Source organism: Alcaligenes sp. CHO6 (assembly GCF_037120595.1).
GTDB lineage: Bacteria > Pseudomonadota > Gammaproteobacteria > Burkholderiales > Burkholderiaceae_B > Alcaligenes > Alcaligenes ammonioxydans.
Genome location: NZ_JBANCI010000001.1, coordinates 1,490,255 through 1,506,736, shown reverse-complemented (window position 1 = coordinate 1,506,736; position 16,482 = coordinate 1,490,255). Strand labels below are relative to the sequence as shown.

Genomic DNA, 16,482 nt, shown 5'->3' with positions numbered 1-16,482 from the left:
GGGAGGTGAAAAATGTTATCCGGTCATTCCATACTACGGACGGGCGGGGGCGCTGACTAGGTTCAAAGCATAGCAGTGAGTAACTATTTGTGGCTCATGCGCATAACGTTGTCAGACCCAGGGGAATGGGTCTGGGTCTAAGCATGCCGCTCCATCACAAGTTCCGAAGCTGCCTCAACAATAAACCCCAAGGCCGAAGCAAACTCCAGCCTTGGGGCAGGTGAACCGATTTCTGGCTCGTTCAGTCGGGGCGAGCCCCTTACTGGCTGACTTGCTCAGACTCCACGACCATGTCCAGCACGTCGGCCTTGGATGAGGCGTCGGCGGGCACATTCTTTAGTTCATACCGATTGATGCGCAGTACGTTACGCACGCCAGGGGTATGGGTGTAGCCTTCGATATCACCGTAGTAATACATCCATTCACCGGTCTGGGTTTTGACGCCTGCATCGTTATATTGAATTTCTCGTACTTTCAGGCACTGATAGTTTGGCATCATGGGGTGTGAACATGCCTCGCGCTGAGCCGCCACTTCCAGAAACACGCGGGTGGGTTCGCTGCCGTAACGGGTGGAAGCTGTCGGTTCACCCTTCAGGCGCCATTTGGTACCGTCCTTGAAGTTCAGGGTCAGAACGGGGGCGGGGTTGTCCGGGGCGGAATCCGCCTTGGCCATGCTCCAATCTGTTGCCGTCGGAAGCAGTTTGCCCACGGCCTGCTCATTGCGCATCAGCTCGGGGTCTGAACACATTTTCATCGTGCTCACGGGCGAGGTAAACGTGATCTTGGAGCCCTTGATGGTGTAGCCGCTACCCAGAACATTGCACAGATTGTCTACTGACATCATGTTGTCGGTGAAATTCAGGGTAACTGGCTCTCCGTTGGCACCCGTTATTCCAGGGGCTTGCTGGCCACTTTTGTCGGCGGTCGCAAACAGGCGCCAGTGGTAAGCCTGTAAAGAGTTTTCTTTGTCCATCTGGCGCTCGGAAGGGGCGGTATTGCTGCTGTTTGGAGCCGCACAGGCGGCCAGACCCATTAAGGCCAGTGAACCAATCGTCAACTTGAGGGTTTTTGTCATGGGTGGTTTCCTTGATGAGTCATCGGGCTACCGGATGGGGTAGCCCTGGGTTGAAAATAGGCAGTCAGGGTGGGAGTGGCCGGATCGGTCAGTCCCCGCTGCTGGTTCAAGATTGAGGCAAAGCCTGTACCTGATTATCCAGACTTTCGCGCAAGGAATCTGGCAAGGATAGTAAACGTGCCAGCTCGTCCAGATAGGCGCGTTCCATATAGCTTTGTTCGTCAATCACCAGAGCGCTGGTCAGATAAATTTCGGCCGACATCTCGGGGGTCTGAGCCAATTGGGCAATGGCCTGAGGATCGACAGGTTTGTGCAGTTCTTGCGAGAACCAGTGACGGGCCTGCTCGGGGGCGGGCATCTTGTTGATCTCTGCATCGATCAGTTCACGCTCGGCATCACCAATATGACCATCTGCCTTGGCGGCGGACACCAGGGCGGCCAGGATGACCATGGCGTGCGTGTCGGCTTGCCCAGTGGCTGCCACTGGTAGCGGCGCGGCCGGAACAGCTTGCACTGGCGCGGGTGTCGCTTGCTTACCCGCATTCTGTTCCTGCCAGTTTTGATAGACTTTGACGGCCAGCGCGCCCAGCGCGGCTGCTCCTCCATAGGCAGCCATGGAGCCGCCCATTTTGCGAAATTTTTTGTTGCCCAGCAGTACGCCCAGAACGCCGCCAACTACGGCGCCGCCGCCAAAACCGCTGGCCTGCTCACTCAGTTTTCTCCCCAGTCCGGAAGAATTCAACTGACCTTGGCCCTGTTTCAGCGCGCCTTGGCCGCTTTGCAGAATTTGTTGCAACATTTGCTGTAGTGACATGGATTCGCTCTATCAGAGGTAAACAGTAGCTTCGTTATAAACTACTTTATTAGGTAAGCCCGCGTACAATTGTAAGCAGACCTGCCGAAGGAGATGCCCTAAGAGGACACGTGCGGCACGGAGAATTTGCTATCGTATGTCCAGATCAATCCATATAGGCGCGGGCGCGCCGATATCAAGGGGGGAAGGGCTTAACTGGCTCTGCATATTATGAAACTGACACGAACTGTCTTTGCTTTATCCGTTGCGCTGGCTGCCCTGGCCGCTCCGGCCCATTCCCAAGTCAAAATCGGCGTTATCGCTTCGGCGACCGGGCCGACGGCGGTCGTCGGTTTGCCACAGCGCAATACGGTTCCTTTGCTGCCGACCAAGATGGGGGATCTGACGGTGGAGTACATCTCCATGGATGATGCCAGTGATCCGAATCAAACGGTGACCTTGTTCAAGAAAATGATCTCCGAGGACAAGATCGATGCCTTGATCGGGCCGACAGGCTCGCCCAATGCCATGGGGCTGATTCAGTTTGCGGCCGATTCGGGCACGCCGGTATTGGCCCCGGTGGGTGCGGCCTCGGTGGTGCTGCCCATGACCGAGCAGAAAAAGTGGATTTTCAAGACCACGCAAAATGATGACATCATTGCGCAGGCCCTGGTCAAGCATATGGTCGACAATGGTGTGAAGACCGCAGGTTTTCTGGGTTTCAACGATGCGTATGGCGAGAGCTGGCTGACGGTGTTCAAAGAGCTGGCCGAGGCGAACAATATCGACATTGTGGCGACCGAACGTTATGTGCGCTCGGATACGTCGGTCACCGGCCAGGCCTTGAAGATTTATGCGGCCAAACCGGATGCGGTGCTGGTTGCAGGTACGGGTGCTGCGGCGGTGTTGCCCCAGGTGACCCTGGTCAAACAGGGTTACAAAGGGCAGATTTATCAAACGCACGGGGCTGCTTTACCGGCTTTTCTGAGTCTGGGCGGCGAACAGGTGGAGGGGACGATTCTGGCAGCCAGCCTGATGCTGGTCTTGCCAGAGATTGCGGACAGCAATCCAGCCAAACCCATTGCGCAGGACTATATCCAGCGTTATACCGAACGCTACGGTCAGGCTCCCGCTACCTTTGGCGCCAATGTGTATGACGCGGGTCTGTTGCTGGAGAAGGCGGTTCCGGTTGCTGCTGCCAAGGCCAAGCCCGGCACCCCCGAGTTTCGTTCCGCTTTGCGTGATGCTCTGGAGCAAACGCGTGATCTGATCGCTACGCAAGGTGTCTATACGATGACGCCAGAGGATCACAGTGGCTTTGACGAGCGTGGGCGTGAGCTGATTACGGTGCGAGAGGGCCAGTGGCGTTTGCTCAAGCCCTAAGAAACAAGCCTTACGATGAAAAAACGCGGCTCGGGCCGCGTTTTTTCTGGTTAAAGACTGCAGAACAAGCCAGCCTGTTCAAGTCGCTTGGTTGGGCAGGCTGAGCAAAATGTGAGGCTCTTCAACTTCCAGCTCTGTTTTCAGGTACTTGGAACCAAAACGGCTAAGCGCCACGATCAGTTTGGCGGGAATGCCATCCAGCAAAATGTAGTAGTCCTGCTGGCCTTGCTCGATATGTCGGACAACCTCGGGTTGTGAGTGTTGCCAGCCTGCGCCTCCAAGATGGGTGATTCGTTCGTAAGGGTCCCGACGCATATCTTTCGTGACGTATGCAACCTCGATCATTTGCCACCTCATGAAGTTCTTGTTGGGACCTTCATCATTGGGCATATGCCGGTTGGCAGCCATTAGGGATTTTACGAAGCTTAAGACTTAGACTTTCAAGGCCTTGATTAAATAGGGGTCCAGATCCGGCTGGCGCAGCAGCCAGTTTTTATAGTCTTGTGGCACATCGGCAATGGCCATGCCCTTGTGCTTGCCAAAGTGCAGTGTGGTCGGGATACGAGCGTGTTCAGAGAGCTGCCATAACTGCTCCCAAGTATGAATATTCTGGGTCAGGCCCAACAGATGCTGCAGAAGCGACAGACAATTGCGCACATCTGCCAATGCACTGTGCGCATGACGCAGACGCTCACGCGCGTTGGCGCGGTCAATATGATAGATCAGGGCAGATTGGCTGTAGCTGTCCAGTCCTGGTATCAAGTGACGGGCCAGGGCCAGCGTGCAAATGCGCTTGACCGCCGGGTAAGCGGCCACACCCCAGTCATAATCGACGTTATGACCAATAATGTATTGGGTGTCGGCAGGCAGCTTGAACTCGGTATGAGAAGGGCAGTCTTGTAGCTCTTCGTCGTAAATGTGGTGCGTGGCCAGAGCGCCCAGAGTATTGGGCTCATCGGGTCGGTAGCGTTGTTCGAACGCTTCGTTGACCAGCAAGAAGACAGGGTCGCTCAAACGCAGCCAGGCCGCCTCAATGACTTGTGGTTTGGCGGAGCCGGTGGTTTCAGTATCAAACAGCAGGGCAGACATACGCAATCGCTAACAGACAAAGCTGTCATGGTAGTGCATGTGTTCTGCTTTGCCTATACAGGTTTGAGCCGGAAGCCTTCGGGAATGCCCCAGCGGTTGGTGCGCAACAGCCAGTGAGTCTGACAGCTCAGGCAACGGTACTGAGTTTCGTGCGCCCCGTCGGCAGAAGGGGGGTGCTGACCGAGTAAGCGCAAATCAGCGTGCGCTTGGCTGGTGCTTACTCCGTGCGGCAAGGTCAAACACGCCTGGCACAAAGGTGAGGCATAAACTGACGCCATATTACCGCTCCCTGATGGTTTGTTTCGTTTTGACACATCAGTATCGGTTTGCTTACGGGTAACGTCAAGTCCCTGTTTGGGGTTCGGGGAACGGGTAGGAAAAGCTCTGGTCCCGGCCCGCCCGTTTAGCCTCATACAGGGCTTTGTCGGCTTGGCGAAGCAGGGCATGCAGATCCAGGGTGGAAGGCTCCAGAGTGGCAACCCCCAGGCTGGCGGTCATGGTCAGTTGCTGCTGATTGTCCAGAGAAAACGGCAGCAAGGCGATGCTTTTGCGGACTCGCTCGGCCACGGCATGCGCTTGAGCGGCCCCGCAGTCTGGCAGCAAAATGCCGAACTCCTCACCTCCCAGCCGCCCGCATAAGTCGGTATCGCGCAACGCCAAGGAAATGCGTTGCGTAATGGCGCTCAGGGCCAGATCGCCGACATGATGGCCATGCGTGTCGTTAATGGGCTTGAAGTGGTCGATATCCAGAACAATGACGCTGACGGGGATATGTTTCAGGCGGCATTGGGTCAATGCATCCTGGCTTTGCTGGTAAAAGGCCTGTTTGTTGAGCAGACCTGTCAGGGCATCGCGGTGCGCCAGTCGCTGGAGTTTCTCCACCGCCAGATTGCGTGCCGACATCAGGCTGGCGCAGGTAATGCAGGCCAGGGCAATAGAAGCGATTCCAATCCGCAAGGACAACAAATCCAGCGATGTGTGTAACTGGCTGGGCAGAAAGTACACCGGCGGGTTCAGGGCGAAAAGTGTCCAGAGTACGTAGAACAAGGTCAGTAGCGTGGTGGAAAAGAGTGAATAGCTCAACGCACACCACAATAAAGGCAGAACGGGAAAGGCCATTGAGCCTGGGCCGTCAATCAGCAGGCTCAATAAGCTGGTCAGCAGTAACGACAAAGCGGGTGCCAACTGGGCCAGGCTTGTCAGGTGGGGTTCATTCCAGTATTGCAGAAAGCGGCGTAGGGGACGGGAAGGGGCCGTTAGAATGACCGGAAGGATCGCCGCGTAAGAGATCATGCCCGTCAGCATCCAGGACAAAATGGCCAGTGACAAAGGCTGGGAGGTATGCAGATACAAGGCAAGGCCGCCTAGCAAGGCCGACACCACGCAAGCCAGACTGCAGTAGGCAGCCAGGGTCAACATGGCCTGGGGGCGACGCAAAGATAGATCCAGCAAAGGGTTGTGCGTGATGAGCCAATAAGCCAGGCCCAAGCCGCTGGCGTCGGCCACGGTCAGTAATAGGGCGATAGGCAAGGGGTTGCCGGCAATCAGTTCGGCACACAGGTAGGCCACTACCACAATGGTCCAGTTAAGAACCTGCCGCCCCCAATCCGGGCGTCGAAGAAACAGCCCCAGAAGCACCGCTTCGGCTGGCCAGAAAATGGTCAGAGCGTCGTAATGGCGCAAGCGGGTACCCAGCAGGGTCAAGACCAAGACCAGGCTGAATAGAAGAAAACGAGAGAGAAAGGAGTGGCGCCGGGATGGGCGCAAGCAGAACGCCTGCTTTGGGTTCATATCCGTTGCCATAGGAGCGCCTGCTCGTCGTGGACGCTTTACAGCGTCGGATAAGTTTCAAGCCGCTACTATTTTAGGATGAAAGCGGAAATGTTTATTTCAAATTGTAATTATATGTTCTTAAATGAAATTAATGCGGGGTATTCCGCTTACCCCGCATTATCTGGCACACATCGATTTAGTTCAAGGCGGGCATAGGATGACGAGGCGCCACGTGATGCACGTCCTGCAAACGGAAGCGGAACCGCACATTCGCATCCTGACTGTGAGCATCGGCCGTGTAGGTCGTGCAGCCATGTACGGGTGAACTGAAGATCACCGTGCCGGCCATGCGCGGGCCGTTCTTGGGTTGTAGATAAACCGTATCGCCAATGCGAATATCGGTTTTGTTCAGGGCAATATGCTCAGGACGCGAGATCAAGCCAGTTGGATAGATATTTTTCATGTTTTTTTCCTTATCGTGTGGCGTCATTACATCGTTTTTTTATTGAGATTTGATGACACCATGATGGACCGGACTCCACACGGAGACCAAGCCATTACTATTTCAATGTAGATCTTTGCTGACTGGACGACAAATGCGCCAGACAAACAAGCTCTGTGGTGGCATGGACAGCGCCTTATTCGTTTGCCAAGCAAATGGACGCAGCGAGTCCGCTACGATGCAAAAAATAAGTCTGGATGTGGCTGTCGTCGCCGTAGTGAATGAATACCCGCATGTTTGGGGGACATGCCAAAAGGTCAGCAGGACCTAAGTAGATGGGTACATTCCAAAAAAAATTTGACCGCATATTTTTAATCTAATGGATGTGTTGCTGCGATCTGTCGTCTATTAAGACATGATTCGATGGCTTTGTCAAGATGTAAAGCGGCAAAGTTATCGGAGGGCGATGTTTCTGACCCACGTCGTGGGGGTGCTTGTCTTGGTATTTGGGGCTGCCTGTTCTGGCTGATCTAGAATGGATTCCTTGTCTTTTTGCCTTTTGTTGTCGCGACTCATGATTACCATTACCGGTTTGTTTACTCATCCCATCAAGTCCTGCGCAGCCCAGGCGCACCCGCAGGGGGTGCTGGCGAGTGTGGCAGGCCTGGCTTACGACCGAGAGTGGGTGGTGGTCGATCAGCAAGGCGTATTCATGACCCAGCGCCGCTGGCCCCGAATGGCTTTGATTCGCCCTGTTGTGCAGGATGGGCGAATCACCGTCCAGGCGCCCGGTATGGAAACCTTGTCCTGGTCTCTGGACGCGCCGGTCGGCGAGAACGTCGCCGTGTCGGTGCGTATCTGGAGCTCGGACACCTTGGGCCGGGATGAGGGCGACCTGGTCGCACACTGGTTCAGTGATTTTTTGCAAACCCCATGTCGGGTGCTGCGCAGGCATAGCCGGGCCCGTCGTCATGTCTTGACCGAACGTGTGCGTCCCTGGGAAGAAAAGTCACAGGGCTGGCGTTCAATCGGCGATCAGCAACAGGGTTTTGGCTTTGCGGATGCACTGCCTTTCTTGTTTATCAATGAAGCGTCCGTGGAAGAATTGAATCGTCTGGTGCAGCAGTCCGGTGAGCAGGCCGTGCCCGTCGATCGTTTCCGTGCCAATGTGGTTTTCAAGGGTCTGCCTGCCTACGAGGAAGATTATGTCCTTGGCCTGAGCAGCGAAGGATTAAGTTTTGCCTTCGTTCGCCAATGTACTCGTTGCCCTATGCCTAACGTGAATCAGCTCACCGCCGAGATCGGCACGCAGCCAGGCCTGGCCTTGGCGCAAAGTCGCCAGTTTGCACAAGGTACCTTGTTCGGCATGCAGGCCATGCTGGTCGAGTCACCCGCTCAGAGGCTAACGATTGGTCAGACCCTGGATGTGGAATACAGTTTTTAGGGCGCTGGCGGGCTTGAGTGCCTGAGGGGCGGGCAAGAGGCTTCAGGCATAGTCCAGGGGCAGGCGTGTCGTGAACTTGATTTGCTCCATGGCAAAGCTGGAGCTGACATCGGTCAGCTCAATTTCCGAGATCAGGCGCTGGTAAACACGATCAAAACTCTTGATGTCCGGTACCACGACGCGTAGTAAATAGTCGGTATCGCCGCTCATGCGATAGAACTCCACGATCTGAGGAATGGCCTCGACCACGGCGGAAAACTGGCTGTACCACTGCTTGTTGTGCTGATTCGTTTTGATGGCCACAAACACCGTGACACCCACATTCAGCTTTTCCGGGCTGAGCAGCGCCACTCGCTTTTCGATATAGCCATCTTGCTCCAACCGTTGTATGCGACGCCAGCATGGGGTGCTGGACAAACCGACACGATCGGCAATGTCCTGGATGGGCGAAGTGGCGTCGTTTTGCAGTATTTCCAGGATGTGCTTGTCGAACTTATCCAGCATAAGAAAAAATTCCCAATAAAAAGGATGGATGAGGATTTTTATTCTATTTATTCTCCCTATCCTAGGGTGAAAAGGCAATAATTGCCTGCCTGCTCTTGCGTAGACTGTTTCCATTCATCTCTTGTGAACAGGACCAGGAAAACAGCATGCAGGATTGCGATTATCAAAATACCCGTTTGACGCATATGGGTCGGGACAGCCGTGTGTCAGGCGGCTTTGTCAATGTACCCATTTGCCGGGGGTCGACCATTTTGGCCGACAATCTGGAGCAATGGACCCAGCGCAAAGAGCCTGATAACCCGTACGCCTCTTATGGTCGTTTCACCAACCCCACCTTGCAGACCCTGACACAGGCCGTGGCCGAGCTGGAAGGGGGATTTCAGGCCAGCGTGTTTCCTTCCGGTCTGGCTGCTTGTACCCACACCTTGCTGGGCATGCTGGAAGTGGGTGACCATTTGCTCTTGCCTGATTCGATTTATGGTCCGATGCGCACGTTTGCGCAGCAGGTGCTGGCTGGCCGGATGCGTATTCAGGTTCAGTTTTACGAGCCCTGCATCGGAGAGGGGATCGCTCGTCTGATTCGTCCCAACACCAAGGTCGTGTATGTGGAGTCCCCGGGTTCTGCCACTTTTGAAATCCAGGATATCCCCGCTATCGCGCGTTGCGCGCATGCAGCCGGGGCCTATGTATTGCTGGACAACACGTGGGCCACACCTTTGTTTTTCCAAGCTTTTGAGCACGGTGTGGATGTGTCCATACAGGCCGCCACCAAGTATTTGACCGGGCATTCGGATGCCTTGCTGGGGGTTGCGACTGCCAATGAGCGGGCTTGGCCTTTGCTGCGCCGTGCGGCACATGATTTTGGCCAGACAGCGGGGCCGGATGATGCCTTTTTGGCGTTGCGAGGCTTGCGCACCTTAGGCGTGCGCCTGCGTCAGCATCAGGCCAGCGCCTTGCAGATTGCGCGTTTTCTTGAACATCATCCGCAGGTGCGTCAGGTATTGCATCCCGCACTGGAATCGCACCCCGGGCATGCTATCTGGAAGCGGGACTTCACCGGCGCAACTGGCCTGTTCGGCGTGGTGCTCGAGCCCTTGAGCCACGAGCAGCTCTCACGCTTTTTTAAAGCCTTGCAGCTGTTCGGTATTGGCCTGTCCTGGGGCGGCTTTGAAAGTCTGGCTTTGCCCATCGATATGCCCAAACGCAACGGGCGTGCCTTGTTTGGCGAAGGACAACTGCTGCGTTTGCATGTCGGGCTGGAGGAGCCCGGGCACTTACAGCAGGATCTGGCGCAGGCTCTGGACGCGGCCTATGCGGTGGAAACGTCCGAAAACTCCGTAGGCTTGCGCTTAGTTGCCCAGCAGGCTTAATTGCTGGTTTTCTTGCCGGGCGATCAGGCGGCGTGTCTGCTCCTCGCTGATATCCAGGCTGGGGTCATCCAAGGATGGCTGCGCCGGGCTGGAGATGCGTTCTGCAATCCGGTTCCAGCGCAAACCCAGTTTGCTGGGCTTGGCAGGACGGCGACGACTGCGAGGAGCGGTTTCGTGTTGGTCCGGTGAGTATTGGGTGAGATCAAACTGGCCGGTCACAATCCCCACTTGCTTGAGCAAGACCATGGCTTGCAGGGGGCTTTTGAAGCTGCGTGGATCTTTACTGCGGGCGGTGACCAGCACCGCCTGTCCGGCACGCGTGGCTACCTGTACAAAAAAATGATTGCCTTGTCCTTTGATGGACACACCCAAAATTCCCCCTGCCTGCGTGGCGGCACGCAGTTGCTGAAGGGTAAAGGTGACGATTGCGCCTTGACAGGGCAAAGAGGACATAAATTAGCGCTCAATAAAAAAAGCCCGCCGTGGCGGGCTGGCCGGGCAAATAGCTGCGTCCCCCAAGAGGAGACTCAAGGGCGACATTATGCCAAAAAATAGTCGGCTCGTGGTTTGTGCCGCGCAAGAGAGCTCGCCTCAGACCCAGTCACCTCTCAGGCGCTTGCCGGAGCGCACAGGCGCGGCAAAATGTGATTGGCCAGCAAGGGGGCGAGGGTCAGAGAACGGATTTCTTGAGGGCTGACCCAGCGGGCTTCCTCCAGTTCGGCTGCCGCCTGGATGTCGCGCTCTACTGATAGGGTAAACACATGGGCATGAACCATATGGCCGGGCTCGTTGGCGGCGGGACTTTCAAAGTACGCCTCATAGCGGGCCTGCGCGGTTTCCTGTGCTGTCAGCCCAAGCTCTTCCTCCAGTTCACGCTGCAAGGCTTGTAAAGGCGTCTCACCAGCCTCCAGCTTGCCACCCGCCTGCATGTAATAGGTGCTGCCACGTTTGCGGACCAGCAGGATTTGTCCGGCAGGATTGGTGATATAGGCCGCGGCCAGCAAGATGACAGGAGGAGACATGGAATCTTCAAGCAAAAAAGGAAGCCAGGATCGGTTCAAGCAGGCTATTTTTGCACAGGGCCTGAAGACGTGTCATCCAGGGTTTTGCTGCGGAGCAGATAACGGGTGGCAAAAATGCCGGGAATCAGCAAACCCAGACGGTACCAGCCCAAGTGGCTGGTCAACCACGCGGACACTGCCAGCGACAGCCACAAGATGATCAATGCTCGACGCTTGGCCTGGCGTGTCAGCCCCTGGCCGTTCTCCCAGTTGCGCAGATAAGGGCCAAGATGGCGCTGATTCAGCAGCCATTGGTGAAAACGTGGGGAGCTACGCGAAAAGCACCAGGCGGCCAGCAGGACAAATGGCGTGGTGGGCAGCAAAGGCAAAATAGCGCCGGCAATGGCCAGCGCCACACAAATCCCCCCGGCGCACAACAGGGCGTAGCGCATCATTGTTTAGCGTGGGACACGGCCCAGCATATAAAACTCGTCATTGCAGCGCATGGACATGAAATTGGCCATGCGATTGCTCAAACCGAAAAAAGCACTGATGCCGGCAATGTCCCAGGCGTCTTCGTCGCTAAACCCGTGCTCGTGCAGCGCCTGGAAGTCGGCCTCGTCAATATCCTGGGCGTTTTGCGAGACTTTCAGAGCGAAAGCCAGCATTGCTTTTTGGCGAGCGCTAATGTCGGCCTTGCGCCAGTTGACGGCAACCTGGTCTGCCACCAGCGGGTTTTTGGCGCGGATACGTAAAATCGCGCCGTGGGCGATCACACAGTAATGGCATTGATTGGCCGCCGAGGTGGCCACCACAATCATTTCCCGATCAGCCTGGCTCAGGCCGCTGGGTTTTTCCATCAAGGCGTCATGATAGGCAAAAAAGGCACGGAACTCGTCAGGCCGATGAGCCAGGGCCAGAAACACATTGGGTATGAAGCCGGATTTTTCCTGCACTGCTTCAATACGGCTGCGAATATCGTCGGGCATTTCGGCCAGGGCAGGGACGGGGTAGCGGCTGATGGCAGCGTGAGCGGGTGTCTCGGGCATGGCAGGTCTCCAAGTAAAAAAGCGTGTTCTAGTTCATCGGGTAATTAAATCCAGCTACGCAAAGGTGTCCAGGGTCGGTCAAGGCGATATAATGACATATTGATCCGGCCGCGGGCAGGGCTCTTGTCGAGAGCCTGACAGGCGGAACTGTACTTGCACACCACTACTGACGCGATAATGACAACCATCCTTGAATCTCTTCCAGTCGGCCAGAAGGTCGGCATTGCCTTTTCCGGTGGCCTGGACACCAGCGCTGCCCTTTTGTGGATGCGCAATAAGGGCGCCATCCCTTACGCCTACACCGCCAATCTGGGTCAGCCCGACGAGCCCGATTACGATGCCATCCCTCGCAAGGCCAAGGAATACGGCGCCACCTTGGCCCGCTTGGTGGATTGCCGTCAGCAACTGGTGGCCGAAGGGATTGCCGCTTTGCAGTGCAACGCTTTTCATATCACCACGGGCGGTGTCACCTACTTCAACACCACGCCTATTGGCCGCGCTGTAACCGGTACCATGCTGGTGGCCGCCATGAAAGAGGACGATGTTCATATCTGGGGCGATGGCAGCACCTACAAGGGCAACGACATTGAGCGTTTCTACCGCTACGGTTTGTTGACCAACCCCGAACTGAAGATTTACAAACCTTGGCTGGACCAGACCTTTATTGATGAGCTGGGTGGCCGTGCCGAGATGTCCGAGTACATGCAGGAAAACGGTTTCGACTACAAGATGTCGGCCGAGAAAGCCTACTCCACCGATTCCAACATGCTGGGTGCCACGCATGAGGCCAAGGATCTGGAGTACCTGAATGCCGGCATCAATATCGTCAAACCCATTATGGGTGTCGCGTTCTGGCGTGACGATGTGGCCGTGCCTGCTGAACAAGTGCGTGTGCGCTTTGAGGAAGGTCAGCCTGTTGCTCTGAACGGTGTGGAATTCTCCGACCCTGTGGAACTGATGCTGGAAGCGAACCGCATCGGCGGCCGTCATGGTCTGGGCATGAGCGACCAGATCGAAAACCGCATCATCGAAGCCAAGAGCCGTGGCATTTACGAAGCCCCCGGCATGGCTTTGCTGCACATTGCTTACGAGCGTCTGGTAACGGGTATTCACAACGAAGACACCATTGAACAGTACCGCATCAACGGTCTGCGTTTGGGTCGTCTGCTGTACCAAGGCCGTTGGTTCGATCCACAAGCCATCATGCTGCGTGAAACCGCCCAGCGCTGGGTGGCTCGTGCGGTGACGGGCGAAGTGACGCTGGAACTGCGCCGCGGTAATGACTACTCCATCTTGGATACCGTCTCGCCTAACCTGACCTACAAGGCCGAGCGTCTGAGCATGGAAAAAGTGGATAGCATGTTCTCGCCACGCGACCGTATCGGTCAGTTGACCATGCGCAATCTGGACATCGTGGACACACGCGACAAGCTGTTCACCTACACACAAGCTGGCCTGTTGGCTCCTGTGGCCGGTTCGGCTGTGCCTCAGCTGAAAGACAGCAAGAAGTAAGACCTGCCTTGCAGATCGGGGTGTCTCTGAACGGAGCGCCCTGGTTTGAGGCAGCGCCAACAAAATACCCCAATCCCTGTTGGATCAGGCATTGGGGTATTTTTGTGCATGCGGCGAGTCCCGGTGTGTCTGGTAACGATCCTGTTTAAGCGTTTCAGCGTTTGCTGATCGCGCCGGGCCAATGGGTTGCATCTATCTATCCTCAACCGGGGTTGAGGGGGGCAGCAAGGCCGCGCTACCCAGAGAAAGTGCTGCGCAGCGAATCAGTCGATGAGTTTGCCACTGGGTTCATGGAAGGCGAAGGGGCCGTCGAACTGGCCCACCGTAGCGGTGTGAGTGACAATCTGCCCGTGGCTATCGAGGGCGTGGACGGCATAGCCCGGCGGCTCCAGCGTCCAGGCAGAGGCGGCATCATCAGCCAGGTCCAGACACACCTGGTGCGCGACTGAAGGGGCCGTGCTGGCTATTGTTCCACCAAAACGGATCTGGATACTACGATGCAAATGCCCGCTGATGACCCGTTCGACCTGCGTGTGCTGACGAACAATCGCTTCCAGTTGCGCAGCGCCCTGCAGCAGGCCAATCCTGTCCATATGACCGATCAGGGTGTTGAACGGCGGGTGGTGCAGGGCAATGACAGTGGGACGTGTAGCGTGCTTTGCCAGTTCAGCAGCCAGCCAATCCAGTTGCGCCTGATCCAGGCTGCCTGCGCTGGCTCCCGCGACGGCACTGTCCAGCGCCAGCAGTCTGAGCCCTCCAATATCGACGCCGTAGCAAACCGGCCCGGTTTTGCCCAAATACGTATGGTCGGGGAAGCTTTCCCGTAGTTGCTGCCGGTCATCATGATTGCCTGGCAGCAGGTAGACGGGAATCGAGTCCAGCGGCGCGAGCAATCTGCGCAGTTGCGCATATTCCCGGGCTCGCCCAAAGTCAGTCAGATCGCCTGTCAGCACGATGGCATCCGGTCTTTGAGGCAGCGCCAGAGCATGGTCGATGGCAGCCTGCAAATAGGGGGCGGTATTGAGTCGTCCGTAGGCCAGTCGGCCTTCTTCCCGTATATGCGGGTCGGTCATTTGAATCAGTAGGGTGTTGAGCATCGGTATCAGGTCGCGCTGTGCGCTCCGTGTTGTTATCAGGTGGGGGCCCAAGGGAACCAGGCCTGGGCTGACCGGAAGGTGTGACTGCCTCAGGACATCGGCACCGAGCCAGGTATCAGCGAGTCCGGGTTGAGCTGAATACCCACTGTGCTGCCGAGCACGGCGGCATGGTCACGATCTACCTCGGCAATCAGGGGAGCTTGTCCGGCGACCTCCAGGGTCAACTGGACCCGCCCGCCCATAAAACTGCGTTGCTGAACACGGGCCCGTGCCCAGCCAGCCGGTGCCTCCATGCACACACGGATGTCCTCTGGGCGTAATAGTAATTCCTGTGACCCGCGTAAAGCCTCGGGGCAGGGCAGGCGCAGGTCTGCCAGCCGCACATCGTTATGAAACAGGCTTTGTGCGTTACGTTGCAGGACGTTGACGCGCCCCAGGAAAGTGGCGACAAACGGATGGGCGGGATGCCGGTACAGGCTTTCTCCGTCGCCAATCTGAATAATGCGGCCTTCGTGCATGACGGCCAGCCGGTCAGCAATGGCAAAGGCTTCCTGTTGATCGTGGGTGACGTGAACGGCGGTAATGCGCAGGCGTCGCAGCAGCTCGGCCAGTTCATCGCGCAACGAGACTTTCAGCTTGGCATCCAGGGCAGCCAGGGGCTCGTCCAGGAGCAGGACACGGGGTTGATTGGCGATGGCGCGGGCGATCGCAACCCGTTGTCGCTGTCCACCGGACAGGGCAGAAGGCAGGCGTTTTTCCAGACCATTCAGGCGCATCAGATCGACCAGCTCGCCAACCCGTTGCTGGCGCTCCGCTAGGGCCATGCCCTTGATTTTCGGGCCATAGCCGATGTTCGCCTCAACCGTCATGGCCGGAAACAGGGCGTAATGTTGAAACACCATGCCGACTTCGCGTTTTTCAATCGGCAGATGGGTAACGTCCTGTCCGTCGAACAGGATGCGGCTACCGGCATCGGGCATTTCCAGACCGGCGATCAGCCGCAGCAAGGTGGTCTTGCCGCAGCCCGAGGGGCCCAGCAGCGCCATGACTTCACCCGGGGCGATATCCAGGGTGCTGGGGTGCAAACCCCGTGTGCCATCCGCATAGGTTTTGGCGCATTGTTCAATGCGCACGGGTACGTGTTTAGTTTCCATATTGTTTCTCCAGCAAGCGCGCCAGGGCTTGCAGTGCCCAGAGCACGGGCAAGATGACAAGCATAAAAATCAGCGTATAGGCCGAACCCACTTCGATGCGCATGGAGGCGTAGCTGTCGGCCAAGCCCACTGGCAAGGTACGTGTCAGGGGGGTGTGGAGCATCCAGGTCAGGTTGAACTCCCCCAGCGACAGGGTGAAAACCATCAGGCTGCCGGCGACAACGGCGGGCAAGATGGCGGGAAGTAAAATCCCGAAAAAGATTTGAGTGAAACTGGCCCCCAGGGATCGGGCTGCTTCCTCCAGATCAACCAGGCTGCGTTTTTGCAGGGCGGCGGTGGTGGTGCGCACCATAAACGGCAGGGTAAATACAATGTGACCGACCAGAATGAACCAGAAGCTCTGGCGAAAGCCTTGCAGTGAACCGTAAGCCAGCAGCAGGGCAAGGGCGGAGGCCATGCCGGGCACGGCCACGGGCAAGGTCAGCAGCTCCTCGAAACTGCGAGCCAGGCGGGAGCGGCTACGGGCCAGTGCATAGGCGCAAGGCAGTCCCAGTACGATGGCCGCCAGGACACAGAGCAGGGCCAGTTGCAGCGATAGCCAGACCGTACCGCCGTAGTTTGCCCAGACTTGTTCGAGCCATTTCAGCGTCAGGCCGCTTTTCAGACCGATGCGGTAGTTGTTGACCAGTCCTGCCATGACGGAAACCAGGATGGGGCCCAGCAGGAACAGGATGGTCAGGCCGGTAAGCGCCAGGAGCAGGGGAGCGGGCCGCTGAGGATGGGATAGCATTTTTGT

Annotated in this window: 18 protein-coding genes; 4 read left to right on the top strand and 14 right to left on the bottom strand. The window is 56.8% G+C overall.

The features are described from left to right. Positions 1 to 259: 259 nt before the first annotated feature. Positions 260 to 1,075 carry an META and DUF4377 domain-containing protein gene (locus tag V6936_RS07045; RefSeq protein ID WP_059317779.1) on the bottom strand — a complete coding sequence of 272 codons (816 nt, stop codon included), beginning with the start codon at positions 1,073 to 1,075 and terminating at the stop codon, positions 260 to 262. Positions 1,076 to 1,181: 106 nt separating this feature from the next. Beyond that, complete coding sequence (locus tag V6936_RS07040) at positions 1,182 to 1,889, bottom strand: tellurite resistance TerB family protein (protein WP_240208831.1); 708 nt, start codon at positions 1,887 to 1,889, stop codon at positions 1,182 to 1,184. Positions 1,890 to 2,099: 210 nt separating this feature from the next. Between V6936_RS07040 and V6936_RS07035 the strand changes: the two genes are divergently transcribed. Then, positions 2,100 to 3,251: an ABC transporter substrate-binding protein gene (locus V6936_RS07035; protein WP_131071540.1), complete on the top strand. Its 1,152-nt coding sequence runs from the start codon at positions 2,100 to 2,102 to the stop codon at positions 3,249 to 3,251. A 78-nt stretch (positions 3,252 to 3,329) separates the two neighbouring features. Here the strand turns inward: V6936_RS07035 and V6936_RS07030 are convergent, their stop codons facing one another. The 4 genes from V6936_RS07030 to V6936_RS07015 all read right to left on the bottom strand — a co-directional run bounded on the left by V6936_RS07030 (position 3,330) and on the right by V6936_RS07015 (position 6,576). Continuing rightward, positions 3,330 to 3,596, bottom strand: a complete 267-nt coding sequence (locus V6936_RS07030; protein WP_221081945.1) for a DUF3892 domain-containing protein — start codon at positions 3,594 to 3,596, stop codon at positions 3,330 to 3,332. A gap of 87 nt (positions 3,597 to 3,683) precedes the next feature. Further along, positions 3,684 to 4,340, bottom strand: a complete 657-nt coding sequence (locus V6936_RS07025) for a 3'-5' exonuclease (RefSeq protein ID WP_240208830.1) — start codon at positions 4,338 to 4,340, stop codon at positions 3,684 to 3,686. Between the two features lie 342 nt (positions 4,341 to 4,682). Further along, positions 4,683 to 6,131: a diguanylate cyclase gene (locus V6936_RS07020; protein WP_100214836.1), complete on the bottom strand. Its 1,449-nt coding sequence runs from the start codon at positions 6,129 to 6,131 to the stop codon at positions 4,683 to 4,685. A 178-nt stretch (positions 6,132 to 6,309) separates the two neighbouring features. Beyond that, on the bottom strand, positions 6,310 to 6,576 hold the full coding sequence (locus V6936_RS07015; protein ID WP_003801561.1) for a hypothetical protein: 267 nt from the start codon (positions 6,574 to 6,576) through the stop codon (positions 6,310 to 6,312). Between the two features lie 553 nt (positions 6,577 to 7,129). Between V6936_RS07015 and V6936_RS07010 the strand changes: the two genes are divergently transcribed. Next, positions 7,130 to 7,999, top strand: a complete 870-nt coding sequence (locus V6936_RS07010; RefSeq protein ID WP_100214826.1) for an MOSC domain-containing protein — start codon at positions 7,130 to 7,132, stop codon at positions 7,997 to 7,999. 42 nt (positions 8,000 to 8,041) lie between these two features. Here V6936_RS07010 and V6936_RS07005 read toward each other — a convergent pair whose 3' ends face one another. Further along, entirely contained in the window at positions 8,042 to 8,500 is a 459-nt protein-coding gene (locus V6936_RS07005) for an Lrp/AsnC family transcriptional regulator (RefSeq protein ID WP_039943352.1), read from the bottom strand. A gap of 149 nt (positions 8,501 to 8,649) precedes the next feature. Between V6936_RS07005 and metC the strand changes: the two genes are divergently transcribed. Beyond that, positions 8,650 to 9,873 carry a cystathionine beta-lyase gene (gene metC, locus V6936_RS07000; RefSeq protein WP_003801555.1) on the top strand — a complete coding sequence of 408 codons (1,224 nt, stop codon included), beginning with the start codon at positions 8,650 to 8,652 and terminating at the stop codon, positions 9,871 to 9,873. Here metC and V6936_RS06995 read toward each other — a convergent pair. The 4 genes from V6936_RS06995 to V6936_RS06980 form a co-directional block, all read right to left on the bottom strand. Further along, the gene (locus V6936_RS06995; RefSeq protein WP_003801553.1) at positions 9,853 to 10,326 is read right to left on the bottom strand and encodes a hypothetical protein; all 474 of its coding nucleotides are present in this window, start codon (positions 10,324 to 10,326) and stop codon (positions 9,853 to 9,855) included. The genes metC and V6936_RS06995 overlap by 21 nt on opposite strands. A gap of 155 nt (positions 10,327 to 10,481) precedes the next feature. Next, the gene (locus tag V6936_RS06990; protein WP_240208828.1) at positions 10,482 to 10,895 is read right to left on the bottom strand and encodes an NUDIX hydrolase; all 414 of its coding nucleotides are present in this window, start codon (positions 10,893 to 10,895) and stop codon (positions 10,482 to 10,484) included. 44 nt (positions 10,896 to 10,939) lie between these two features. Further along, positions 10,940 to 11,329, bottom strand: a complete 390-nt coding sequence (locus V6936_RS06985; protein ID WP_336579637.1) for a YbaN family protein — start codon at positions 11,327 to 11,329, stop codon at positions 10,940 to 10,942. A gap of 3 nt (positions 11,330 to 11,332) precedes the next feature. Next, positions 11,333 to 11,923 carry a peroxidase-related enzyme gene (locus V6936_RS06980; protein WP_003801546.1) on the bottom strand — a complete coding sequence of 197 codons (591 nt, stop codon included), beginning with the start codon at positions 11,921 to 11,923 and terminating at the stop codon, positions 11,333 to 11,335. 177 nt (positions 11,924 to 12,100) lie between these two features. Here V6936_RS06980 and argG point away from each other — a divergent pair, with 177 nt between their 5' ends. Continuing rightward, entirely contained in the window at positions 12,101 to 13,435 is a 1,335-nt protein-coding gene (argG, locus tag V6936_RS06975) for an argininosuccinate synthase (RefSeq protein WP_240208827.1), read from the top strand. Between the two features lie 263 nt (positions 13,436 to 13,698). Here the strand turns inward: argG and V6936_RS06970 are convergent, their stop codons facing one another. The 3 genes from V6936_RS06970 to V6936_RS06960 all read right to left on the bottom strand — a co-directional run bounded on the left by V6936_RS06970 (position 13,699) and on the right by V6936_RS06960 (position 16,476). After that, complete coding sequence (locus V6936_RS06970) at positions 13,699 to 14,532, bottom strand: phosphodiesterase (protein WP_240208826.1); 834 nt, start codon at positions 14,530 to 14,532, stop codon at positions 13,699 to 13,701. Between the two features lie 89 nt (positions 14,533 to 14,621). After that, positions 14,622 to 15,686, bottom strand: a complete 1,065-nt coding sequence (locus V6936_RS06965) for an ABC transporter ATP-binding protein (RefSeq protein WP_059317776.1) — start codon at positions 15,684 to 15,686, stop codon at positions 14,622 to 14,624. Then, entirely contained in the window at positions 15,676 to 16,476 is an 801-nt protein-coding gene (locus V6936_RS06960) for an ABC transporter permease (protein ID WP_131071902.1), read from the bottom strand. Before V6936_RS06960 ends, V6936_RS06965 begins: the two co-directional genes overlap by 11 nt. Between the last annotated feature and the right edge of the window lie 6 nt (positions 16,477 to 16,482).